The organism is Paenibacillus taichungensis (assembly GCF_047302525.1).
In the GTDB taxonomy this organism is placed as follows: Bacteria; Bacillota; Bacilli; order Paenibacillales; family Paenibacillaceae; genus Paenibacillus; species Paenibacillus taichungensis_B.
On the sequence record NZ_CP168020.1, the window covers coordinates 2,782,326 to 2,807,804 of the forward strand.

General features: G+C 44.1%; 19 protein-coding genes and 1 pseudogene. 19 read left to right on the plus strand and 1 reads right to left on the minus strand.

Features of this window, described 5'->3' with window-relative positions:
- Positions 1-48 precede the first annotated feature (48 nt).
- From ACDJ58_RS12735 to ACDJ58_RS12825, 19 genes and pseudogenes are all read left to right on the plus strand, one after another.
- Positions 49-1,008, plus strand: a complete 960-nt coding sequence (locus tag ACDJ58_RS12735) for an ArsR/SmtB family transcription factor (protein ID WP_413378401.1) — start codon at positions 49-51, stop codon at positions 1,006-1,008.
- The gene (locus tag ACDJ58_RS12740; RefSeq protein WP_413378403.1) at positions 998-1,846 is read left to right on the plus strand and encodes an AraC family transcriptional regulator; all 849 of its coding nucleotides are present in this window, start codon (positions 998-1,000) and stop codon (positions 1,844-1,846) included. Before ACDJ58_RS12735 ends, ACDJ58_RS12740 begins: the two co-directional genes overlap by 11 nt.
- 163 nt (positions 1,847-2,009) lie before the next feature.
- Positions 2,010-2,960: a family 43 glycosylhydrolase gene (locus ACDJ58_RS12745; protein WP_413378404.1), complete on the plus strand. Its 951-nt coding sequence runs from the start codon at positions 2,010-2,012 to the stop codon at positions 2,958-2,960.
- 318 nt (positions 2,961-3,278) lie between these two features.
- Positions 3,279-3,383 (plus strand): annotated as a pseudogene (locus ACDJ58_RS12750) (carbohydrate ABC transporter permease); the annotation flags it as partial.
- Between the two features lie 16 nt (positions 3,384-3,399).
- Complete coding sequence (locus ACDJ58_RS12755) at positions 3,400-5,154, plus strand: glycoside hydrolase family 2 protein (protein ID WP_413378406.1); 1,755 nt, start codon at positions 3,400-3,402, stop codon at positions 5,152-5,154.
- Positions 5,155-5,210: 56 nt separating this feature from the next.
- Positions 5,211-6,611, plus strand: a complete 1,401-nt coding sequence (locus ACDJ58_RS12760; protein WP_413378408.1) for a family 43 glycosylhydrolase — start codon at positions 5,211-5,213, stop codon at positions 6,609-6,611.
- A gap of 153 nt (positions 6,612-6,764) precedes the next feature.
- Complete coding sequence (locus ACDJ58_RS12765) at positions 6,765-7,796, plus strand: ATP-binding cassette domain-containing protein (protein ID WP_413378410.1); 1,032 nt, start codon at positions 6,765-6,767, stop codon at positions 7,794-7,796.
- Positions 7,793-8,608 carry an ABC transporter permease gene (locus tag ACDJ58_RS12770; protein WP_413378412.1) on the plus strand — a complete coding sequence of 272 codons (816 nt, stop codon included), beginning with the start codon at positions 7,793-7,795 and terminating at the stop codon, positions 8,606-8,608. The genes ACDJ58_RS12765 and ACDJ58_RS12770 overlap by 4 nt, the downstream gene beginning before the upstream one ends.
- 132 nt (positions 8,609-8,740) lie before the next feature.
- Entirely contained in the window at positions 8,741-9,415 is a 675-nt protein-coding gene (locus ACDJ58_RS12775) for a response regulator transcription factor (RefSeq protein ID WP_099854353.1), read from the plus strand.
- Positions 9,412-10,485 (plus strand): sensor histidine kinase, encoded by a 1,074-nt coding sequence (locus ACDJ58_RS12780; protein ID WP_413378414.1) that lies wholly within the window; start codon positions 9,412-9,414, stop codon positions 10,483-10,485. Before ACDJ58_RS12775 ends, ACDJ58_RS12780 begins: the two co-directional genes overlap by 4 nt.
- A 141-nt stretch (positions 10,486-10,626) precedes the next feature.
- Positions 10,627-11,370, plus strand: a complete 744-nt coding sequence (locus ACDJ58_RS12785) for a hypothetical protein (protein WP_413378416.1) — start codon at positions 10,627-10,629, stop codon at positions 11,368-11,370.
- Positions 11,371-11,452: 82 nt separating this feature from the next.
- Entirely contained in the window at positions 11,453-12,127 is a 675-nt protein-coding gene (locus ACDJ58_RS12790; protein ID WP_413378418.1) for a response regulator transcription factor, read from the plus strand.
- Entirely contained in the window at positions 12,124-13,491 is a 1,368-nt protein-coding gene (locus ACDJ58_RS12795; RefSeq protein WP_413378420.1) for an ATP-binding protein, read from the plus strand. The genes ACDJ58_RS12790 and ACDJ58_RS12795 overlap by 4 nt, the downstream gene beginning before the upstream one ends.
- A 220-nt stretch (positions 13,492-13,711) precedes the next feature.
- Positions 13,712-14,698, plus strand: coding sequence for an alpha/beta fold hydrolase (locus ACDJ58_RS12800; protein WP_413378423.1), 987 nt, complete (start codon positions 13,712-13,714; stop codon positions 14,696-14,698).
- A 130-nt stretch (positions 14,699-14,828) separates the two neighbouring features.
- The gene (locus ACDJ58_RS12805; RefSeq protein ID WP_413378425.1) at positions 14,829-15,809 is read left to right on the plus strand and encodes an alpha/beta fold hydrolase; all 981 of its coding nucleotides are present in this window, start codon (positions 14,829-14,831) and stop codon (positions 15,807-15,809) included.
- 129 nt (positions 15,810-15,938) lie between these two features.
- On the plus strand, positions 15,939-17,393 hold the full coding sequence (locus ACDJ58_RS12810) for an alpha/beta hydrolase family protein (RefSeq protein ID WP_413378427.1): 1,455 nt from the start codon (positions 15,939-15,941) through the stop codon (positions 17,391-17,393).
- Between the two features lie 197 nt (positions 17,394-17,590).
- Positions 17,591-19,681 carry a serine hydrolase domain-containing protein gene (locus ACDJ58_RS12815; RefSeq protein WP_413378429.1) on the plus strand — a complete coding sequence of 697 codons (2,091 nt, stop codon included), beginning with the start codon at positions 17,591-17,593 and terminating at the stop codon, positions 19,679-19,681.
- 291 nt (positions 19,682-19,972) lie between these two features.
- Positions 19,973-22,096 (plus strand): serine hydrolase domain-containing protein, encoded by a 2,124-nt coding sequence (locus ACDJ58_RS12820; RefSeq protein ID WP_413378431.1) that lies wholly within the window; start codon positions 19,973-19,975, stop codon positions 22,094-22,096.
- 53 nt (positions 22,097-22,149) lie between these two features.
- Positions 22,150-23,091, plus strand: coding sequence for an alpha/beta fold hydrolase (locus ACDJ58_RS12825; protein WP_413378433.1), 942 nt, complete (start codon positions 22,150-22,152; stop codon positions 23,089-23,091).
- A gap of 103 nt (positions 23,092-23,194) precedes the next feature.
- Here ACDJ58_RS12825 and ACDJ58_RS12830 read toward each other — a convergent pair whose 3' ends face one another.
- Positions 23,195-25,294, minus strand: a complete 2,100-nt coding sequence (locus tag ACDJ58_RS12830) for a serine hydrolase domain-containing protein (RefSeq protein WP_413378435.1) — start codon at positions 25,292-25,294, stop codon at positions 23,195-23,197.
- Positions 25,295-25,479 lie beyond the last annotated feature (185 nt).

The following is a 25,479-nucleotide window of genomic DNA, read 5'->3' on the forward strand; positions in this document are numbered from 1 at the left end:
ATTAAGTAGAATTATTTTAATTAATATTTTCCAAAGGAGAGCAAATACGTGCTGGAACTCAGCTTTAACGACCCGGAAAAACTGGTAACTGTAACCCACGCCCTGTCGACTCGTTCCCGGATTGACATTCTCCAGCTTCTTAATGCCAACAAATTAAACATTATCGAAATTGCTGAAGCACTTAACCTGCCCGTGTCAACGGTAGCCAACCATATTAAAGTGTTGGAGGCGGCCAATTTAATACATACGGAAATGCTCCCGGCTTCTCGTGGGGCCATGAAGGTTTGCAGCCGCAATTATGATGATATTCATATTGCTCTGGATCGAGTGAGTTCTTTTCCTACACGGGATACAAATGTCTATGAAGTACAGATGCCGATAGGACATTACAGCGACTGTGAAGTCGCGCCAACATGCGGCATGGCGAGCACGGAGGACATGATTCTGAAGGAAGACGACCCGGCAAGCTTCTATCATCCTAAGCATATTGATGCTCAGATCATCTGGCTGGCAAAAGGTTATCTGGAATATCTGCTTCCGATGGATATTCCGCAAGGTGCAACGATTGAAGCTTTGGAATTGTCCATGGAAATCTGTTCTGAAGTAGCAACCTATAACAATGATTGGCCCTCGGATATTTCCGTTTGGGTGAATGGCACTGAGATCGGGATGTGGACTAGTCCCGGAGATTTGGGCGACCGCCGAGGTAAACTTAATCCGGCATGGTGGTCTGATGGTTCCACACAATACGGCATTCTCAAAAAGTGGCGTGTGGACGACAACATGACCACGCTGGACAAGGAGAAAATTTCGGATGTATCCCTGTCAGATCTTCATCTTGAGGATAAACCCAAGTTAAGATTACGCATTGGAATCCATCCGGATGCCAGGCATCAGGGAGGCATTAACCTGTTTGGCGATGAGTTCGGGGATCATGAACAGAACATTATTATGCAGGTAAGGTATACGATGAATGCGGGTGATAAGGATGCGAGATATGCCAAATAACGGTACTTCATGTATCGTGAGTATCGAGCGTTTTAAACCGAACTTGTTTCATCTGGAGAAGGGTGAAGGTATATTCAAGTCCCATTCACATGCTTATGATGAATTGACACTTATACTGGATGGAGAAGGGTATTACAGTTCACCAGAGCAGAATGTCAAAGTAGTTGCGGGTGACCTTATTATGATCCCGCTAGGGCTTTATCACGGTTATGTGTGTACCGAGCCATGGCAGGGCATTTCCGTGCATTATTATCATGACTACCTGCCCGTGCATTGTCGATATCTCTTCAATGGGCAGGACCATCAGAGGAATCGCATTCAGCTTGCCCATCTCAATCAAGATAGTCTTCGCTGGGCAGATATCAGTTTATCCGAATTGGAGAAGGAGTGGCGGTCCGAAGACAAGCGGAGCATTGACTCCAATCATTTAATACGTCTAGCGCTGGAGACAGCACTGCTACTGTTCCAGCGAAATTGCTCAATCGAAGCTCCTCATCCTGTGATCGATCCAACCGGTCAAGGCATCATTCAGGAAGTCCTGAAAGAGATTCATTCGGGATACTACACGCCGATTACAGTTAGTGAATTGGCCTCTCGACATTTCCTGTCAGAAAGCAATCTGCGAAAGAAATTCACGGAATCGGTGGGGGTTTCTCCGAAGCAATACATTATCAATCTTCGTGTAATGGAAGCCAAACGGCTGTTACAACAAACCAACAAAGCGGTTGAAATGATATCTTCGGAAGTAGGGTTCACTTCGTCCAGCCGATTTTATGATTATTTTGTCAGATCTGTCGGGGTTACCCCACTGGAATGGCGGATGCAAAGCATTCAGTAAAACTTCAACAGGAAAAACCGTCTCCAGGATGTTTTTTTTCGACCGACGAAATCGCTTGAAGGTTGTCTTTTTTCACAACCGAATAAAAGCGTTTTCACAATTGTCTGCAAACAAATCCTGCCAGATAATAGAAAATAGCACGACATGAAGGGAGAGAATAGAGATGACAACCAGTACATTTTGTAATCCGGTGGCACTGCAATCCGCAGACCCTTGGGTCTACAGGCACTCCGATGGTCATTATTATTTTATGCGTACGCGCTCTAATTACCTGGAGCTTATTCAGTCCACCCGATTATCTCACATTGACGAAGGCAATCGGAAAATCATCTGGTCACCGGAGCCTGGCGGGCGTTTCAGCCATCATTTGTGGGCACCAGAAATCCATTTTTTGAACGGAAAATGGTACATATACTATACGGCCAATGATGGGGGAGGGGACGATTCACGGCGAATTTGCGTGCTGGAGAATGAAAGCTCGAATCCCATGGATGGCGATTGGGTATGGAAGGGGGCCCTCGACACTCCTGTTCCTGGTCTGGATGGTACGGTGCTCAAGCTGGCTGGGCAGCTATATTTTCTATACGCAGGCTACGGTCATTTTCCGGACTATGGGTCAGCGATCTATATAATGCGGATGTCTAACCCTTACTCTCTGACAGGTGACCATGTGCTGTTAACAGCGCCGACCCTTTCCTGGGAAAAGCAAGGCGGAATGGCCATTAATGAAGGCCCGGTTACGCTGCATCGAAATGGACGAGTTTTTCTGATTTTCTCGGCCAGCACAACCTGGTCGGAAGATTATGCACTTGGCATGCTGACCATGAATGAAGAGGATGATCCGATACTGGCCTCATCTTGGACCAAGTCCCCGGAGCCTATTTTTCGGAAGAGTATGGAGAATGGTGTATATGCCACAGGACACAACAGCTTTACTACATCACCGGATGGTCTGGAAGACTGGATCGTATTTCATGCCCTTCCTGCGCCGGGTGCAGATACCGGTTTACGGGCAACGCGCATTCAAAAATTTGAATGGAACAGGGATGGAACACCTGATTTTGGTGTGCCTTTCAGCGATGATCATGCGCTTCAAATTCCATCGGGAGAGTAAGACATAAGACTCGAGAATAGTGGATAGGTATGCCTATAGTTACAATTATTTTGTAATTAAAAAGCAAAGCATATAAATACTTTGGTGAAAACGCATGCTGTCATTAGGCGAAGAAAGTAAAAAATATGTTGGCTTCAAACTGGGTTTTACCGCATTAAAACAGCATTTTAATGGAGTTTCCCAGTGAATAATTAACTTTCTCATGCTGTTTGAAGGAAAAGTAAGCAAGAATATCAGACGTATTTTATTACAAGAAAATAAATTGAAAACGTTGACATCTAATTATTGTGTAATTATACTTTGATTCAAATACAGAACAAATATTGCACCATTGTTGTGTCCACCATTCCAATACTGATGGTATACCCTTTCATGCAAAAGTACTTTGTAAAAGGAGTATATATCGGTTCAATCAAAGGCTAATAGGAGTGATTTACGTATGAATAAAGACAAGATGACACTGACACCACGCCCGGAATACCCTCGCCCTCAGTGGGTGCGTAACCATTGGATCAATCTGAACGGAACTTGGCAGTTCGAAATAGATCATGGCAAAAGTGGGAAAGAACGAGGTTATGAACAGTCCGAACATCACCTCTCTGGGATAATCACTGTTCCGTTCTGTCCAGAGAGTAAACTGTCCGGGGTGGCCTATACCGATTTTATGGCAGCAGTATGGTATAAACGTGAGTTCTCCATTCCGGATGCTTGGATGAATGGACGCATTTTGCTTCATTTTGGCGCTGTTGATTACGAAGCCGAGATCTGGGTCAACGGAAAAGCCGTTGGCAAGCATCGGGGAGGCTATTCGCCATTCCATTTTGATATCACATCCCATGTTTCATTGGGAACGAATGTAGTCACGGTTTATGCGGAAGACGATGTGCGTTCTGGACTTCAGCCGCGAGGCAAACAGAGCGGACGATTCCACTCACATGGCTGCGATTACACGCGTACTACCGGCATCTGGCAAACGGTATGGCTGGAGCAGGTGCCAGAGGTGTATCTCTCCGACATGAAAGTCGCGGCTGATCCGGATAATGCATGCGTGCACCTGGAAGTTAAAATATGCGGTAACGCTGCTGGTGGAGAACTGGCTGCAACTACCCGCTTTGACGGCAAGGATGTTGGATGGGCAACGGCGGTTGTTCATGGACCTGCTGTGAAGCTTACCATCCCATTATCCGAAATCCATTTATGGGAGCCGGGGAATGCCAAACTGTATGACTTGGAACTGAAGCTGCATGGGCAGGATCAGACCAGCGACACGGTTGCCTCGTATTTCGGACTACGGACGATAAGGCTGGATGGCATGGCATTTCGCATCAATGAAAAGTCTGTTTTTCAGCGGCTTGTGCTGGATCAGGGCTTTTACCCGGATGGCATCTACACGGCACCTAGCGACGAAGACCTGCGCAAGGACATCGAGATCTCCATGGGGCTTGGCTTTAATGGAGCGAGATTGCACGAAAAGATGTTTGAGCCACGTTTCCTGTATTGGGCTGACCAGCTTGGTTACCTGGTATGGGGAGAACATGCCAACTGGGGACAGGATATTACAACGACCGAAAGTCTTGCCCGGTTCCTGCCAGAATGGATGGAAGGTATGGAACGTGACTTTAATCATCCATCGCTTATCGGCTGGTGCCCTTTCAACGAAACGTGGGATCGCGATGGAACCCGGCAGGATAACGACGTGCTACGCATTGTCTATGAGATGACTAAACGTATGGACCCGACACGTCCTGTTATTGATACCAGCGGTAACTTTCATGTGGTGACGGATATCTTCGATTTGCATGACTATGATCAGAACCCAGAAACGTTCCGGGCCAGATATGAACCGATGAAAAGCGGCGGGGAAGTATTCAATACCTTTCCAGAGCGGCAGACGTATGAAGGGCAGCCATATTTTATCAGTGAGTATGGCGGCATCTGGTGGAATCCGGATCAGCAAGATGAGAAAGCTTGGGGTTATGGGGACAGACCGCAATCCGAAGAAGCTTTCATTGCACGTTATGAGGGACTAACCAATGTCCTGCTGGACCATCCGAAGATGTTCGGGTTTTGTTATACCCAGCTATATGATGTGGAACAGGAAGTGAATGGATTGTACACCTATGACCGCCGTCCCAAATTCGACCCGGAAATGATTCGTCGCATTAATTCCCGCAAGGCTGCCATCGAAGATTGAACGTTGAACTTCAGAAGCGCGCATGATTCATAATCATATAGGGAGCGTGACTGTAGATGAAAATAATGAATTACAGGAACAAATTGTTGCTGGCCTTATGTGCATTTCTTATTTTCCCAATGGGACAGACGACGCATGCTGCTACCGTTCAGAATAACTTTTATAATGTAGTGATGCAGGATGGAGCTGATCCATGGGTATACAAGCACACAGACGGATTCTATTATTTCACTAAAACAACAGGTGGTAATGTTACCATCTGGAAGTCAGCTCAATTAACGACCATTGATGCGGCTCCAACCACAGTGGTAAATACCGGCTGCTGCGGCATCTGGGCCCCTGAGCTTCATTACATCAACGGTGCATGGTACATCTATTATGCCAAGGATAGTGGAGACAACGTAAATCACCGCATGTACGTTATGGAAAATACATCAGCTGATCCCACACAGGGAACCTGGCAATACAAAGGACAGATTACGGATCCCAACAACAAGTGGGCTATCGACGGGACGGTATTACAGGTGAACGGACAGCTCTACTTCATCTGGTCGGGCTGGGAAGGAGATACGAATGTAAGGCAAAATCTGTACATTGCCCAAATGAGTAATCCCTGGACTATCGATTCAAATCGCGTGGAAATTGCACGACCAACCTACGCCTGGGAAACCAATCATTCCCCGAATGTAAATGAGGGACCGCAGGTGATCGTTCGAAACGGTATCATCAGTCTAGTGTACTCGGCAAGTGGCAGTTGGACCAACGACTATTGTCTGGGGCTTATTACCGCTAACGCCTCAAGCAATTTGCTGAATCCGGCATCCTGGAGCAAGCGCACTCAGCCTATCTTCCAATCCGGCAACGGCTTGTACGGTCCGGGTCATCATTCTTTTACGAAATCACCTGACGGGACTGAGGACTGGATCATGTACCACACAGCGAAATTCAATAATTCCGGATGGAATCGTGAGATCCGCTTACAGAAGTTCACCTGGAATGCCGACAATACCCCGAATTTGGGTACACCGGTGAATCCCAACGTACCTATTGCTCTACCTTCGGGAGAAAAGTCAATCGTTCGATATGAAGGAGAAGAGGGAACCTTTGGTGGGATCGCTTATGCATCCCAGAGTCCTTCTGGTTCAGGCGGCATGAAAGCTGGTCATATCGATACGGCGGACAGCTATGTAGAATTTAACGTCAATGCAGCAACTGCGGGCACATATATTCTCCGGGCGAGGACAGCGAATGGCACAGCAGGCGGCAACTGGTCCAACCTGCTGCTGAGTGTGAATGGAGGCACAGCCAGTCCTTTCTACATTACGAACAAGGGATGGGAGAACTGGGGACTGTCTACAGCGAGAGTTCAGCTAAAGGCTGGTGTGAACAAAATTCGCTTCTCCAAAGGTGAAGGATATGGAGAACTGGACTTCTTTGATATCAAACCTGCAAATTAGAGTATGATAAATCCGATCCGAACCCTGCCGGTGTCCATCTGGACCTTGGCGGGGTTTTGTGATTTTGAAATTGAAAACTTTCCGATTCCATTCATATTCAGTTCATAAAAGTACGTTATTCTTCCCCTATAAACGATATGGGAGGAACCACAATTGACAAATACACAGCAAAGAACAACAGGTAATGAACTTGGAGATTGGGCCATTGAAGCAGAGGGGCTTGTAAAAATCTTTGGAGATAAGCGTGCAGTGGACGGTGTAAATCTGAACGTAAAGGCAGGTACGATCTATGGCGTACTGGGTCCGAATGGAGCAGGCAAAACAACAACAATTCGTATGCTGGGCACGCTGCTTCGGCCCGATGGAGGATCAGCCAAAATATTTGGACATGATGTGGTGAAGGAGTCACATATCGTACGCCAGCTAATTGGACTTACAGGACAATACGCATCGGTTGACGAGTCACTTAGTGCCAACGAAAATTTGATGATATTTTCACGGCTGCTGGGTCTTGGCCGCGCAGAATCGAAACGCAAGACTGCTGAGCTGCTCGAAGAGTTCGGCTTGACGGAGGCGGCGAAACGTCCGATCAAAGGGTTCTCCGGAGGCATGCGCCGCCGTCTCGATCTCGCAGCAAGCCTAATTGCTCAGCCGCCGCTGATCTTTCTAGACGAACCGACAACTGGACTTGACCCACGGACACGTGCACAGATGTGGAATACGATTCGCCAGTTGGTCAAGACCGGTTCAACGGTGCTTCTTACCACACAATATCTTGATGAAGCGGATCAACTGGCCGACCGTGTTGCCGTAATTGATCAGGGCCATGTTGTGGCCGAAGGCACGGTGGATGATTTGAAAGCCTCCGTTGGCACTGCATCACTTCAACTGCGCATCCAGGAACCGACACGGATTGAACACGCCCGTCAGATTGTGGAGCAGATCCTTCGAACAGAAACCAGCGTATCAGCGGAAGCAGGAAAGATTACTGCACCGATGGCGAATGCGAATATTGCAGCAGATCTGCTGATTGCCTTTCGTTCCGCAGGCATTGATCTGGCAGAGATGAGTGTCCAGAAACCTACACTTGATGAAGTATTCCTCACCATTACGGGTCAAGATGCGAGTGGCAATGCGTCTCATACGTCTCAAGAATCAAAAGCAGTGGAGGAGTTGCAAGTATGAACAGTACAATAGCGAAACAAAACCCAAGCCGTAAGCTGAGAAAATACACAAGCTTTGGGCAAACCGTCCGGAATTCCTTAACGATGGCTTATCGCGGGATCTTGAAGGTTAGACGAACACCAGAGCAATTATTCGATGTTACACTACAGCCGATCATTTTCACATTGATGTTTACGTACATTTTTGGTGGTGCGATCTCGGGAAATATTCAAGCTTATTTGTTGGTCATTATTCCGGGTATACTTGTGCAGACGGTAATTACAAGCTCCGTCGTTACTGGTGTGCAATTGCGTGAGGATATGGATAAAGGGGTATTCGACCGATTCAAATCATTGCCTATAGCACGTATTGCGCCACTGGCCGGAGCATTGCTGGCAGACACGATACGCTATACCATTGCAACGTTCCTTACCTTTACGATTGGATATTTATTGGGATATAGCCCTGCAGGTGGATTGGGTCATGTTGCCTTGGCAGGATTGCTGGTTATTGTGTGCGCTTGGGCCATCAGTTGGATTTTTGCTTTTCTCGGTGTTATTGCACGTACAGCGTCCAGTGTACAAGGAATTTCCATGCTCGTATTGTTTCCGCTCACCTTTGCTTCGAACGCTTTCGTTCCGGTAGATACGATGCCGAATTGGCTTCAGTGGGTAGTTAATGTCAATCCGATATCCCATTTGGTTTCAGCTGTACGAGAATTGGCGAATCAAGGGACAATGGGCACAGATCTGGTGACCAGCCTTGCCGGAGCTGCGGTTATTGTAGCCATTTTTGCACCATTGACAGTGCGGGCATATATGCGCAGAACGTAATTGGAAATCATCATATTTTGCTAAAACAGTGTAGCATGTCAGGAAAGAGATGTTATGCCTTCATGATATAAGGTCTTTTTCTTGACAGAATGTGGAGTATAAGGCAAGGTTGAAAAAATGGAGGTGGTCACTTTGACAAGCATATTGGTCGTTGATGACGACCCGCATATCCGAGAGCTGGTAGGACATTTTTTACAGCAGGAGGGTTTGCACGTAATCGAGGCTGTTGACGGTTTGGATGCTCTGCGATTACTCGCTGATCATAAGGTCGACCTCGTCGTTCTCGATATTATGATGCCAGGCATGGACGGATGGGAATTGTGCCGCCAGTTGCGGCAGCAGACGGATCTGCCGCTCCTGATGTTAACGGCCAAAGGGGAAACCTCGCAGATCATCAAAGGTTTTACCCTTGGGACGGATGATTATCTGGTGAAGCCTTTTGATCCGCTGGTGCTGGTTGCACGGGTGAAGGCTTTATTGAAACGATATCGGATTATGACTTCACAAGTGATCCTGCTTGGTGAACTGGTCCTGCGGGGTGATACGTTTGAGTGCAAGAAAGGTGATCAGGATATTGTGTTGCCACGTAAGGAATTTGAACTGCTGTTCACCCTTGCCAGTTATCCTGGCAAAACCTTTACCCGTGATCAGTTAATCGAAAAGATTTGGGGTTATGATTACGAAGGGGACGAGAGAACGATTGATGTGCATATCAAGCGACTTCGTGAACGGTTTCCGGAGGAAGAGCATGCTTTCGTCATTCGTACCATGCGAGGTTTGGGCTATCGCCTGGAGGTAAGGCAATGAAGCAGGAGGGTGGATTTCTTCATATTGCCAGAAACGTCATTCTGGTATCTCTGGCCCTGTTTGCCTGCTGGACAGCAGCCTTCTACCTTACGAGATATGTGTATTCCTTTATCCCATGGGAACCACATGAATTACTTGCTTTTCTGATCAATGCCATGCTCGGGTTCATTTTCTTTGGAATATGCATTACAATCATCGGTCCGCTAGTTAAAGGCAGGCAGTATGAATTTTTTAATGAGATGATTCAGGCATTGAAAAGTATTTCCCGGGGCGATTTTCGTGTGAATCTGGATGCGGAATTTGCCAATAGAAACGGGAGACAGAGAAATCCCCACCCGTTTGTCCAGTTGGTTGAAAGCATCAATGACATGGCGGCAAATCTCAAAGTGATGGAAGATTTACGTCAGGAATTCATCTCCAATGTATCACATGAGATCGGATCGCCGCTCACGTCAATCAGCGGCTTCGCCAGGGCGCTGAAAAATAAAGATATGGACCAGGAAAAACGGGAAAAGTATCTGACGATCATTGAAACGGAATGTGTTCGTTTGTCCAGACTGAGTGATAATTTAATGAAGCTCGCCGTTCTGGATTCATCCGAGCATGCATCTCATAAAACATCTTACCGATTGGATCGGCAGCTGGTGACTCTGGTTCTGGCCTGCGAACCCCAATGGGATGACAAAAAAATTGATATGAACGTAGAGCTGGAAGAAGTTGAAATCTTTGCTGATGAGGACTTGATGATTCAGTTGTGGATCAATCTGATTCATAATGCAATCAAGTTCACACCAGAAGGTGGGAAAATTGATGTTTTCCTTACGCAAGGTGAAGGCAAGGTCAGTGTACGTATTACTGACAGTGGCCCCGGCATTACCAAGCAGGATCAACTTCGCATATTCGAACGGTTCTACAAAGCGGATCAATCCCGCACACGTGCCTTGGGCGGCAGTGGGTTGGGTCTGTCCATCGTGCATAAAATTGTGGAGATGCATGAGGGTACTGTCTCCGTATTTAGTGAACCAGAAGAAGGTGCGACATTTACTGTACAACTTCCGGTCCATTCATAATAATAAAAAGGGTAATTGATGGACGTTGTCCGTCAATTACCCTTTTTATTTCAATTAATTCGGATATTTTTGTACAAAATAAGGTATATAAGTGATAAGCTGCAGGGTAGCCATTACATAAGGCCGTAAGGAGTGAGCAATATGCTGATATCTCCCACTCAACAACAGCGTCTGATTGATGTGATGAATTCATTCCCGTTACAACCAAAGTACTCCAAAGCAGAGCTGCTGATGAATGATCTGAAATTAAGCTCTTCAGGAGAGGTGGAGATGTTCTATTCTCCACATAATGAATATATCAATCCTTCCGCAAAAGTCATGCTTGTGGGCATCACACCAGGTTGGCAGCAGATGGAGATTGCTTATAGAACGCCTATCCAGGCTTTGAAAGCACACAAATCATATGAGCAAGCCTGTAAAGAAGCCAAAATAGCAGCAAGAATGGCCGGCTCTATGCGTACCAATTTGATTCTAATGCTCCAGGAAATAGGCTTGCATGAATATGTAAGAGTGCCCCATGTGCAAAGGTTATTTGAAGCAGATTGTACATTGTTACATACAACTTCTCTGATTCGATATCCAGTCTTGGTGAATAAGCAAAATTACAATGGACATCAGCCTTCCATTCCTCAAAGTGAATTTTTGTATCAAGCAGTACTTGAGTCATTTCTGCCTGAATTGGAACAGTTAAAGCATCCTCTGATTATTCCATTAGGAAAGTCGGTGGAGGCTGTACTACATCAATTGCTTGATGAACAGCGGATAGACGAAGGGAAGATTTTATGGGGATTTCCTCATCCATCTGGTGCAAATGGCTCTCGAGTGAAACAGTTTCTTCATACCAAGTCGGGGATGCAGAAAATTCTGAGGGAATGGCGTGATTAAATTTCTTACTTGCTTTTTACAAATTCAATAATAGTATAATGATTACGACTACATGACATGGAAACAGGAAAAGAGGAAACAAATGCCTACAATACTGGTTGCTGACGATGATCCGAATATTCGTGAACTCGTCTGTTTATTTTTGAGAAATGACGGATTTGAAACGGCTGAAGCTGCGGATGGCAAGGAGGCACTGACCGTTTACGGCTCGACACATGTCGATCTTGTCGTGCTTGATATCATGATGCCTATCATGGATGGCTGGACGTTATGCAAGGAGCTGCGAAGAGCCAACCCTGATCTTCCATTACTCATGCTGACTGCGAGAGGTGAGACCTGGGAGAAGGTGAAAGGGTTCGAACTGGGGACGGATGATTATTTGACGAAACCGTTCGATCCGTTGGAGCTCACGGCTCGTGTCCGAGCATTACTGAAACGATACAAAATCGGATCCACACATACGATCCATTTCGGAAACGTTATCCTGGATCGACAAACCTATAAGGTGACGAGTGGAACGGAGTCGCTTACGTTGCCACTGAAAGAGTTCGAATTGCTCTATAAGCTCGCTGGAACACCCGGACAAGTCTATACACGGGAGCAACTGATTGATCAGATCTGGGGCATTGATTACGCCGGAGATGATCGAACGATAGACGTACATATTAAACGCCTGCGTGAACGGTTCGCAACAACACCCGATTTTCGGATCGAAACGGTGCGAGGCTTGGGGTACCGGCTTGAGGTTTACGAATGATTAGATCTTTATATATCCGTGTGGTCCTGACATTTCTGGTCTCCGTCATCGCCGGCACGATCATTTCTTTTTTTGTGTCCACGATGATATTCGAAGATCAATTGAATGAAAATGCTCAAATTAACTTACGTAACTTCGGCCAAGATGTTGTGCAGATTTACAAAATCCTTCCATTAAATGAAGCAGAATCGTTCGTTAGTGGAATGAAGCTACTGAATTCCTACCATATTCGGATTTACGAAGCAACGGGTCAGTTCAAGTCTTATGGAAAGCTTAATGGACATAAATCGGCCACGGTGACGAAGGAGCAACTAAAGAAAGTAATAGACGGAGGCGTTGTTCAGGACAATCCGAACGGTATTGCGACAGTCCTCTTAGGTTTGCCGGTGAAAACGGAGATGGGAACGAAAGCGATGTTTCTGGAGACGCTCTCTCCACCTTCGGCTTCTTTTGTTGTCAACTGGGCATCGATCTTTGCAACCTGTTCATTGATTGCAGGAAGTATTATCATTCTGGTGGCTTCCATATATTTGGTTAGACCGATCAAAAAACTGACAAAAGCAACGAAGCGGATCGCTGCTGGAGATTTCAACGTCAAGCTGAATATCAAGCAAACCGGAGAACTGGGCACACTGGCACGCAGCTTCGAAGAAATGATGCATGATTTGCAGCAGTTGGAGCAGATGCGCAGGGAATTTGTAACGAATGTGTCGCACGAGGTTCAATCTCCGCTTACTTCGATATCCGGTTATGCTCAAGCACTGAAACAAGTAAACCTCTCAGAGCAAGAACGAAGCCGATATCTTGAGATTATCATCGCCGAGGCGAAGCGGATGTCCAAAATGAGTGATAATCTGCTCAAGTTGAGTATGCTTGAATCACAGTCACAGCAACCTCGACTTAGCACACTCAGCCTGGATGAACAGATCAGGCGGGTTATTGTAACTCTCCAGCCACAATGGTCTGCTCGCAACATTCACTTTGAGCTTGATCTTCAAGCCGTTAAAGTCTTGGCTGATCATGACCAGCTAAATCAGGTATGGACGAATATTCTCAGCAACGGCATCAAATTTTCCAAGGATGGCGGCGTGATTCACGTCAGCACCAAGCAGGATATCAAGAACGTGACTATTCGAATCTCCGACACAGGTATTGGTATCCCTCTTGAAGACCAGAAGCGCATATTCGAACGATTTTTCAAGTCGGATCGTTCTCACAGTCGCAAGTATGACGGCAGTGGTATGGGACTTGCTATCGTTAAACAAATTGTATCGCTTCATCAAGGGGACATCCGAGTAGAAAGTGAACCTGGTCAAGGAACGACCTTTATTGTCACGTTGCCAATCACTCCACCAACGGAATAGTTAGGCTTACAGGATAAGGTGGATGTATAGAATATTCACCCGATTGTCTAAATCGTATTTCAGGCCACGTATCACATGCAAGCTTCCTTGCATGTGATACGTGACCTTTTTTTGTTCGTTCATACTCCGTTCATATTGTCGTCATGATGAGGACATCTTGGTTGGTTAGGCTTGTATTAACGGCTTGTTACGGCCATTAAACAGATGAGGACAGGAGCAGATGAGTGTGACACAAGAAACAGAGAAGGAACAGTGGGGTGGAACCAAAACAAAGAAAGTGTTAAACATTTTGCTTAAAGTATTAGGTGCAATCGTTATAGCCATCCTACTTTTTGTGGCCACCGTGTATAGCGTTAACAAATTCAGTAGTCATTCGGAGCAAAAAAGAATGGAAACGTATGGACAGCATGTGGCTGTAGATGGGAAACAGATGAATATCTCCATTCAGGGTGAAGGCGAAGAAACCGTTGTAATTCTACCTGGTTATGGAACAGCTTCACCAGCACTAGATTTTAAGCCGCTTATCTCAGAGCTGTCTCCATATTATAAAGTGGTCGTGGTTGAGCCTTTTGGTTACGGATTAAGCGATCAGACCGAAAAGGAACGCAGTACGGAAAATATTGTAAGTGAAATTCATGAAGCTTTACAGAGTCTCCATATTGATCGCTATATCCTGATGGGTCATTCCATATCGGGAATCTATAGCCTGGATTATGTGAACAAATATCCAAATGAAGTACGTGCATTTGTCGGACTGGATAGCAGTGCTCCAGCGCTGAGTGAAAAAAAGATTGATTCTTCCATGACTAGACCGCTTAAAATACTGCGAGAATTAGGTTTTGGCAGATTGCAACTGAAACTGGGTGCTGATCCCTATGATGGACTACCTTATGATGATGAGACCAAAGAACAATTGAAAATTCTGATAAACAAAAATATGTATAATACCACGCAATTAAATGAGGCAGAAAGCATGTATTCCAATTTTAAAGCAGCTGAACTGCTAACGTTCCCTGTAAATCTCCCTGTTCTTTTCTTTATTCAAAAGAATCATCCTGCAACAGACAGGTGGATCCCTGAGCACGAGAAGTTAATAAAGGATTCTTTACATGGTGAAGTGGTACTGCTGGAGGCAAATCATTATTTGTATCGTTCCCATGCCAAAGAAATTGCTGAAAAATTTAGAGGATTTATGACGTCCCAGTAAGTATTAATTTATTTGCTTGTTCATATTCAGTTCATATTGACGTCACGGAGAGTACATTTTCATTGGTTAAGATTACATTAGCAGCAAAGAAGAATGCCGAACAAACAGTTCAAGACAGGAGAAGATGAGAGTGATACAACCAGAGGAAAAGAAAGCGAAGAATGGATCAAAGGCCAAGAAAGTACGAAACATTATACTTAAAATACTAGGAGCAATCGTAATCGCCATTGTTCTGTTTCTAGGTATTGTTTATATCACGAATGTGATCAGTACCAATTCAGAGGCGAAAAAGATAGAGACTTACGGCCAGCACGTATCTGTAGACGGGAAAAATATGAATGTGTTAATTCAAGGCGAAGGCAAGGAAACGATCGTGCTTCTGCCAGGCTATGGAACAGCTGCGCCAGCGCTTGATTTTAAGCTGCTCATCGATGAGCTATCTCCATATTACAAAGTTGTGGCGGTTGAACCTTTCGGTTATGGATTAAGTGATGGAACTGAAAAAGAACGAACCGCAGAAAATATCGTAAGTGAAGTTCATGAAGCTTTACAACAGCTTAACATTAACCAGTATATCCTCATGGGCCACTCCATTGCAGGCATTTACGGCATTGATTATGTGAACAAATATCCAAACGAGGTGACGGCATTTGTCGGAATCGATAGCAGTGTTTCAACACAACCGGGTATGGATGCCAAATTACCTACAAAAATGTTCGGATTCCTTAAAAAATCAGGTCTCCAAAGATTAGTGGTCAAATTTGGTGGTGACCCTTATGATGGACTCCCATTTGATGAGCACACCGTAGAGCAGATGAAAATGCTGTCGAATAAAAACTCGAATAGTTCCACGATGTTAAATGAGATGGACCATATTTCTTCCAATTTTAAAGAAGCTCAAGGTTTAACCTTCCCTAAAGACCTTCCACTTCTTCTCTTTATTCAAGCGAATAATGAAGGTGTAAAAGGTTGGATACCTTTGCATGAAGGACAGATCAAAGATTCGGTACATGGAAAAGTAATAACAATGGATGGAGAACATTATCTACACCATACGTTATATAAAGAAATAGCTGAAGACTTTAGAGCATTCATGAACGAAGCGAAGTAAATATCCTGTAAAAGTCTACTCGTGATTTCACAGATGTGTATTAATGAATATGAAAAGCCGTCCTTTGGGACGGTTTTTCCATAGTATGTCCAATTCGGCCGATGTCCGTGATGAAAGAGAGGAATTCAAATGAGATTATTTGAAATACTTTTAGTTTTATCCTGTTTCGCTTTACTCGTAGATCTATTGTTTATTAAAAGAAGTGCAAAGAAAATAGGATTGGGTTTGGGTATAGGAAGTAGCGTTATATTATTAGTTCAATTGTTTGTTGAGGGATACAGGTGGCAGTTGCTTTTGGTATATATCATGACAGCGCTATTCATACTCATCGTTTTATTCAGACATTCCGAAAAGATGGTGAATCTAAAAATAGGGAAGTTCTTGAAATATAGTTTATCTTCCTTAATCGTCATTTTACTTGTTGTATCTACTGGCTTGTCTGTATACTTACCTGTCTTTCATTTGCCGAAGCCGGATGGTCCAGAGAAAGTGGGTACTCAAACATTTCATTTTACAGATCAGAACAGAGATGAAGTATTAACTGAAGATCAAAGCGATAAGAGGGAACTAATGGTTCAAGTTTGGTACCCTACTGAAAATAGGAATAATAACAAGCGTGACACGCTGTTTCCAAAAGATAAAGAGAGGTTCAAAAAGTATATTCAGAGCTTCTCTACTTCTTTAAAACTGCCTGAATTTGTGCTCGACTACTGGAAGTATAGTCAAACCAACTCTTATGAAAATGTAGAAATATTACCTTCTGCAAGTCCTTATCCCGTGGTACTACTATCTCATGGTATGGGAACCAGTAGAGTTCTACATGCATCACAGGCCGAGAATCTGGCCAGTCATGGTTTTATCGTGGTCACAATCGATCATACGTATAGCACCTTTGCTACCATTTTTCCGGATGGCCGTGTAACGGATTATACAGCCAAGACGACTACAGTAGAGAATCGTACAAAAATAGGGAATGTATGGACACAAGACGTGGAGTTTGTAATCAATCAAATCGAAAAGCTGAATTCAGGTGCAATTGAAAGTCAATTCAAAGGGAAAATCGATTTAAATAACATAGGCGTGATGGGGCATTCTTTTGGGGGTGCAACGGCGTTTAATACAACTTATTTAGATCATAGAATCAAGGCTGGGGTCAATATGGATGGGTCATTATATGAAGTGGAAAATAGAGATGATATAAACAAGCCGTTTATGTTCATCAGATCGGGAAATTTTAAAGACTGGTTAGCCAATTTTGATAATGATAGAAATTCGGATGACGAAGTAACTAAATCTCTTTCAGATGAGCTGCACATTATGAAAAATGTTATCAATCAGGGGGGAAGTGTGATTTATATAGAAGGAACCCAGCACTTCAATTTCACGGACCTTCAATTCTATTCGGAGTTGATTAAACTGACTGGGATAACAGGAGATATAAATGGTAAAAGAGGATCAAGCATTGTAAATCAATATGTACTCGATTTCTTTAACAAGCAATTGAAAGGAACGGGTGGAAATCTGATTCAGGGTCCGAGCGACAAGTATCCAGAGGTGAAATTTGTAGGCCCGGAAGAACTATAGGGCGTGTCTGAAAACTCCGAAGGAAGCAGATTTTGCCGAATTTTTGTTCCAAGTCAGGAAGTTTTCCGCAGGCGTGCCGGGGCACGTCAAGGGAAAGTGACGCAGCATGGGGCGAAAAGGCGGTAAAAGATGCACTTCAGCGAGTTTTGAGACACGTCCTAATCAACCAAAACATTTAAACTCAGGAGATGATGTGAATGGGACGACAAAAGGGAAAACGAACTTCAATCGCTGCGTTAACCCTGGTGTTAACGATGTTAGCTCCGATGTCAGTAATGGCCGCACCAACTGCCGATAATAGAAGCAATTTTTCGTATGAACCAACCAAGAAAACAGTAGCGGAGAAAGCCAAAATCCTTACCGAGACGTTCGGTACGACCAGTGTGCAATATGCATTAATCGATGGTGGAGAGATTGTGGTGTCCGGTCAAACGGGCAAAAACGATATCAATAACAAGGTGCCTCTTACTTCGAACACGATCTATGGCATCGGTTCAACCAGTAAAATGGTACTTACAACTGCTGTAATGAAGCTGGTTGACGATGGCAAGATTGATTTGGATGTGCCTGTTGTGAACTATATCCCGGATTTTAAAATGAAAGATAATCGCTACAAACAAATCACACCGCGCATGCTGTTGAATCATTCCTCCGGTCTACTGGGCAGCTCCGGAAGCAATGCCACATTGTACGGGGATAATGACACGTATTCACATGATACGTTTCTTGATCAATTGGCGAATCAAAACCTAAAAGCCGATCCAGGAGAATACTCCGTATATTGTAACGACGGTTTTACGTTAGCTGAGATTATGGTTGAACGTGTTAGCGGCATGAGCTTTACTGCATTTATACACAAATATATTACAGAGCCCCTGGACATGAAACATACCAAAACACCACAGGATGTGGTTGATCCGGTAGCGATGGCGGGAATCTATTCTCCTTTGTATGAAGGCCAGCTTCCACAAGAGAATTATAATATCATCGCTACTGGAGGCATTTACTCTACCGCTGAAGATCTTGTGAAATTTTCACAAATATTCACGGGAGAGGTCGAAGGCATTCTTTCCAGTAAGTCGGTAGAAGCCATGGAGCAAGAAGAATACAAAAGAGGCATGTGGCCGGAGGATAGCGATACGTCCATATCTTACGGGCTAGGGTGGGATAGTGTGAACTTGTTCCCATTCAGTGAATACGGAATCAAGGCCGTTACGAAAGGTGGAGATACCATATCGTATCACTCATCATTAATCGTACTGCCGGAATACAATCTGGCAGCAGCCGTTACCTCATCAGGTGGGACAAGTGCAAAAGATCAGTTCATTGCAAGTGAATTATTACTCAGCGCACTTGAGGAAAAGGGCATTATTACAGAACGGAAGCCGGAAAAATCATTTGGGGTGCCAGTGAAGGCAGATATACCTAAAGAAATATCCACGTATGCAGGTATGTATGGCGCCAATAATTTGGTTAAGAAGATCGAAATGAATAATGCTGGACAAATGACTGTATCCACTCTAACAGCTGCGAGTGATTCGGCTCAAAAATACACATATACAGCGGATGGTACTTTTGTTAACGGTAAAGGCACAGAAAAGTTGAAATTCGTTACGGAGCAGAATGGAAGTACTTATCTGTGGTCTCGATCTTATATATCCTTGCCAGGACTTGGGCAGTTGGCTTTCTCAGAATATACAGCGGAGAAGCTGGAAGCCAATGAATTATCCCAGGATATTACCGCCTCATGGGAAAAGCGTGAAGGTAAAAGATATTACGTGGTAAATCAGAAATATACATCAACGGTTTATCTCCATTCATCACCAATCCTGCCTATTCATTCGAATAAAGAGACTCCAGGGTATATGTCCAATAATAAGGTTGTTGGAGCAAACGAAGCAGTCACGGAGCTGCAAATCCCTGGCATGGCTGGACGTGATACAAAGGAAATTTATTTCTCTAAAAAGAACGGAGTGGAGTACATTACAGCCGTAGGTAGCGTATTCGCCAGTGAGGAACTTGTACAACCACTCTATTCGGGTAAACAATCTGTAACAATGATTCAAGCAGATGGATATGCTAAATGGTTTTCGGTACCAGCAAATGTGAAAGGAAAAGTCATGACGGTGAAAATGCCTGCAAATGGCGCCTTTGCCGTATATGATCAGAATGGTGTTTGTATTAATCACACCGTGGTCAGCGGTAAGAATGAGGTTGTTTTACCAGAAAACGGCCGTATTGTATTTGCAGGTGAGGTTAATTCCAAATTTGAAATTTCATTGAAATAGTAAATTTAATGGATTCCCGCGAAGTAAGGTAGCATGCCGAAGGAGTAAGAATATTAACAGAAAAAAAGTCGTAGAATGCGCTAATATCCCCCTTTAAGTGTCACTTAAAGGGGATATTTTTATGCCGAAAAAAGGATCAAGGATCGTAAATCATCATGCTACTCAAATTATTTTGCCTGTTCATACTCGGTTCATATAGACGTCACGAGGAGTACATTTATATTGGTTAAGCTTATTTTAGAACCAAAGCAAGATACTCTAATAAAGAGATACTGACAGGAGAAGATGCAAATGATACAACAAGAGAAAATGAGAGTGGTCAAGAGAACAGTCAAAAAACGAACTTCAATTGCAGCTTTAACTCTAGTGTTAACCATGTTAGCCCCACTATCTGCAATTGCCGCACCGGCTGCCATGAATAACAACAGCAACCTTACGTATGAGAAAACGAAGAAAACCGTGATCGAAAAAGCCAAATTACTGACCGAGACGTACGGTACGACGAGTCTGCAATATGCGCTCATCGATGGTGGAGAGATTGTAGTGTCCGGTCAAACGGGCAAGAACGATATAAACGACAAGGTGCCTCTTACTTCGAACACGATCTTTGGCATTGGTTCAACCAGCAAAATGATGCTTACAGCCGCTGTAATGAAGCTGGTTGACGAAGGCAAGATCGATTTGGATGTGCCTGTTGTGAACTATATTCCTAACTTTAAAATGAAAGATAACCGATACAAACAGATCACACCTCGTATGTTGCTGAATCATTCCTCCGGTCTTCTGGGCAGCTCATTCAGCAATGCCACATTGTACGGAGATAATGACACGTATTCACATGATACATTTCTCGATCAATTGGCCAATCAAACCCTGAAGGCAGATCCCGGCGCATACTCAGTCTACAGCAACGATGGCTTTACGTTAGCCGAGATTCTGGTCGAAAGAGTTAGCGGCATCGGTTATACCGCATTTATACACAAGTATTTTACGGAGCCTTTGGATATGAACCATACCAAGACACCACAGGATGTGGTTAATCCGGCAGAAATGGCGGGAATCTATTCCCGTTTTTATGAGGGGCAACTTCCAAAAGAGAATTATAATATCATCGCTACTGGAGGTCTGTATTCCACCGCTGAAGATCTGGTTAAATTTTCAAGAATCTTCACGGGAGAGGTCAATGGCATTCTTTCCAGTAAGTCGGTAGAAGCCATGGCCCAAGAAGAGTATAAAAGAGGCATGTGGCCAGAGGATAGCGATACGCTCATGTCTTACGGGTTAGGGTGGGATAGTGTGAACTTGTTCCCATTCAACGAATACGGCATTAAGGCAGTTATGAAAGGAGGAGATACGTTATCTTATCAGTCTTCATTAACGGTACTCCCAGAACACAACATGGCTGCAGCCGTTATCTCTTCAGGCGGGTCGAGCTTGACCAATCAATTCATTGCGAATGAATTATTACTCAGCGCACTTGAGGAAAAGGGCGTTATTACAGAACGGAAGCCGGAAAAATCATTTGGCGTACCCGTGAAGGCCGATATGCCTAAGGGAATATCCAAGTTTGCAGGTATATATGGTGGCAATAATTCAGTTACGAAGATCAACATAAATACGACTGGACAAATGACTGTATCTTCACTTACAGCTCCGAGTAATCCGGCTCAAGAATACACCTATACAGCAGATGGTACTTTTGTTAACAACGAAGGTACAGACAAGTTGAAATTCATTGTGGAGAAAAATGGGAAAACCTACTTGTGGTCACGATCTTATATATCTGTTCCAGGACTCGGACAGCTGGCTTTCTCAGAATATAATGCGGAGAAGCTTGAAGCCAATAAATTATCCAAGGAGATTAACGCCGCATGGGCAAAGCGCGATGGTAAAAAATATTATCTAGTGAATGAGAAATACACATCAATGGTCTATCTCAATGCTTCATCGATCCTGCCTATTCATATGAATAAAGAGAATCCAGGGTATATGTCCAATAATAAGATTATTGGAGCTAACGAAGCAGCCAATCCTTTGCAAATTCCTGGTACTGCCGGACGTGATACGATGGACATTCATTTCTCCCAAAAGAACGGAGGAGAGTATCTTACAGCTTTGGGTTATTTATACGCCAGTGAGGAACTTGTAAAACCCATCTATCCGGGTAAACAATCCGCAACAACCATTCAAGCAGATGGATATGCTAAATGGTTCTCGGTACCAGCGACTGCGAAAGGAAAAGTCATGACGGTGAAAATACCCGCAAATAGCGCCTTTGCCGTATACGACCAGACGGGAATTTGTATTAATTACACCGTGGTCAGCGGTAAGAATGAAGTTGTCTTACCAGAAAACGGCCGTATTGTATTTGCAGGTGAGGTTGGCTCCCGATTTGAAATTTCATTAAAGAAGTAAAATGAAATTTCAAATGGCTGTACAATAAACGAACTCAACAGGAGAGAACCATCATGATGAAAAAAATATTTATCATTTTGCTCAAAATATTCGGTGCCATAGTTATCGCTTTTGCATTATTTATTGCCACTGTTTTTATTGTAAATGTATTTAGCAACAAATCGGAGGAAGGGAAAATAAAAGCCTATGGTCAGTCCGTAGCGGTTGACGGGAAAAACATGAATGTGTTGATCCAAGGAAAAGGTGAAGAAACCGTGGTATTGCTTCCGGGGTACGGAACAGCAGCACCAGCCCTTGACTTTAAACCGCTAATCGATGAGCTATCTCCATTTTACAAAGTCGTCGTGATTGAGCCTTTTGGTTATGGATTAAGTGATGTAAGCGAAAAAGAACGAACGATTGATAATATGGTCAGTGAAATTCATGAAGCTTTACAGCAGCTTAATGTTACTCATTACACACTGATGGGTCATTCCATTTCAGGAATCTATGGACTGGATTATGTGAACAAATATCCAAACGAAGTAAATGCTTTTGTTGGGATTGATAGCAGTGTTCCAACACAGGGTGGAACAGATGATCCATTCCCAACAGATGTGTACAAACTGCTCAAAAAATCAGGGTTCTACCGATTGTTAATGAAACTGGCCCCAGACCAACTGGTTGCACCAGCCGTTGATGATGAAACCAGAGAACAGATTAGAATGCTCTCACTCAAAAATACGTTTAATCCGAACAACTTAAGTGAAGGCGAAAATTTTGATCCCAATTTCAAAGCTGCTGAAAACTTGACCTTCCCCAAAGATCTGCCTGTCATTTTCTTTTTACAAGCGAATGATACCGAAACGGAAGGTTGGATACCTTTGCATGAAGAGCAAGTCAAAAATTCTGTACATGGTAAAGTGATGACTTTCGAAGGTGGACATTATTTACACCATACCCGATCCAAAGAAATAGCCGAAAACTTCAGGAAGTTTATGAACGAAGTAAAATAAACTTAGAACAAACGTAGTATCTTTCAGAATTGATTTCAGAAAGAATGAAACGCCCGTTCCCCAGTAGAACACCGTGGAACGGGCGTATTTTCCATGCTCATTATTATTGATTTGTTAACGAAATTTTGAACCTTGAACCAGCTTCACCAGCAAATACAATCGTACCGTTTTCAGGTAATGTAACTTCATTTTCACCACTAACCACGGTATGATTCGTACTAATACCCGTCTGGTCATATACAGTGAAAGCACCTTTCGAAGGCATCTTCACTGTCATCACTTTACCTGCGGCTGCTGCCGGTATCGAGTACCATGTCGCATAACCATTCGTTTGAATCGTTGTCTTCGATTGTTTCCCTGAATAGAGTGGTCTCACAAGTTCTTGACTAACGTAGACCTTTCCTCCTGCTGAGACGTATTCCACGCCGTCTTTCTCGAAGAACTTATACTCCATCGTATCACGCCCAGCCAAGCCTGGAATTTGCAGTTGGTTCAAGGCCGAATTTGCATCAATAATTTTATTAGTATACACATACCCTGGTGCCTCATCGAACATATGAATGGGGATGATCGGCGTTGCACTGTCATATACCGTTGAGGTGTATTTTTCATTCACCAGGTAATAAATGTTGCCTTCACGCTTCTGCCAAGCGGCTGTTACATCTTCGGGTAATGTATTGGTTTCGAGCTTTTCTGCCTTGTATTCCGAGGAGGCGATCTGTCCAAGCCCTGCCACAGACTGATACGAACGGGACCACAAGTATGTATTACCGTTATCCCCTTGGGCGAATTTCAACTTTTCTGTACCTTGCTCGTTCACGAAAGAGCCATCTGAGGTATACGTATACTTTTGTTCCGTACTGTTCGGCGACAATAGCAGAGACATCGTTAATTGCCCTTCATCATTCACTTCCAACTTCAATAATGAGCTGCCGACAGCCCCATAAATGCCTGCATACTGCGTTAGTTCCTTCGGCATGGTTGTTTTTACAGGTACGCCAAACGATTTTTCCGGCTTCCGTTCTTTAATAATATCTTTTTCCTCAAGTGCGCTAAGCAACAGTTCGCTCGCAATTAATTGGTCGGTTGTGCTTGACCCACCTGAGGAGGTAACGGCTGCAGCCATGTTGTATTCCGGAAGCACAATTAATGACGAATGATAGGCAATCGTATTCCCGCCTTTGGTAACTGCCTTGATGCCGTATTCGCTAAATGGGAACAAGTCTACACTATCCCAACCTAACCCGTACGAAATCGATGAATCGCTGTCCTCTGGCCACACACCTTTTTTGTACTCTTCTTGCGTCATTGCTTTTGCCGACTCACTGGAAAGAATACCTTTGACCTCTCCCGTAAAGATTTGCGAAAATTTGACGAGGTCTTCGGCAGTAGAGTAAATGCCTCCAGAGCCAATCATGTTCGTGTTCTCCAGTGGAAGTTGTTCCTTATTCAGCTGCGAATAAGTTACTGCCATTTGGTCAGGGTCAACCAGATCCTGCGGCGTTTTGGTGTGGCTCATGCCCAAGGGTTCGGTGAAATTCTGTTGGATGAAATGGCTGAAGCTCATGCCGCTGACCTTCTCCACTAGAATTTCAGCTAAAGTAAAGCTATCGTTACTATACACCGAGTAGGCTCCCGGATCTGCCTTCAAATTTTGCTCTGCCAATTGATCCAAAAATGTATCATGTGCATAGGTATCATTGTCCCCATACAGTATGGCACTACCGCTTGAGGTTCCGAGAATCCCGGATGAATGATTCAACAGCATACGAGGTGTAATTTGTGTGTAACGGTTGTCCTTCATCTTGAAATCCGGGATATAGTTCACAACCGGCACATCCAAATCAATCTTGCCTTCATCAACCAGCTTCATCACAGCGGCGGTAAGCACCATTTTGCTGGTTGAACCGATGCCATACATTGTATTAGAAGAAAGGGGGATACGGTTCTCCGGGTCGTTTTTGCCTACTTGTCCGGAGATTACGATCTCTCCCTCATCCATGAGTGCGTACTGCACACTTGTTGTACCATATGTTTCGGTAAGGAGCTTGGCCTTCTCCATCACCGCTTTTTGGGTCACATCATAGGTAAGGTTACTGCTATTACTGGTTGCCGGCGCGGCGAGAGCAGACATTGGGGCTAACATCGTTAACACCAGGGTTACGGCGGCGAATGAAGTTCGTTTTTTCAGTGTCAATCTCATCTTCTCCTGTCTTATCTGTGGATTGGGGGTCTCTGTGGTGGTACGTAAGTTAGTGTACTCTAGGACGGTGAACTGAATATGAATTGACCCAGAGTAAAATGGAAAAATACGGGTTGACAGAAAAATCCCTTGCGTATACAATCGTATACATAAAACAATTTGTATACGGATGTATACAAAAATGG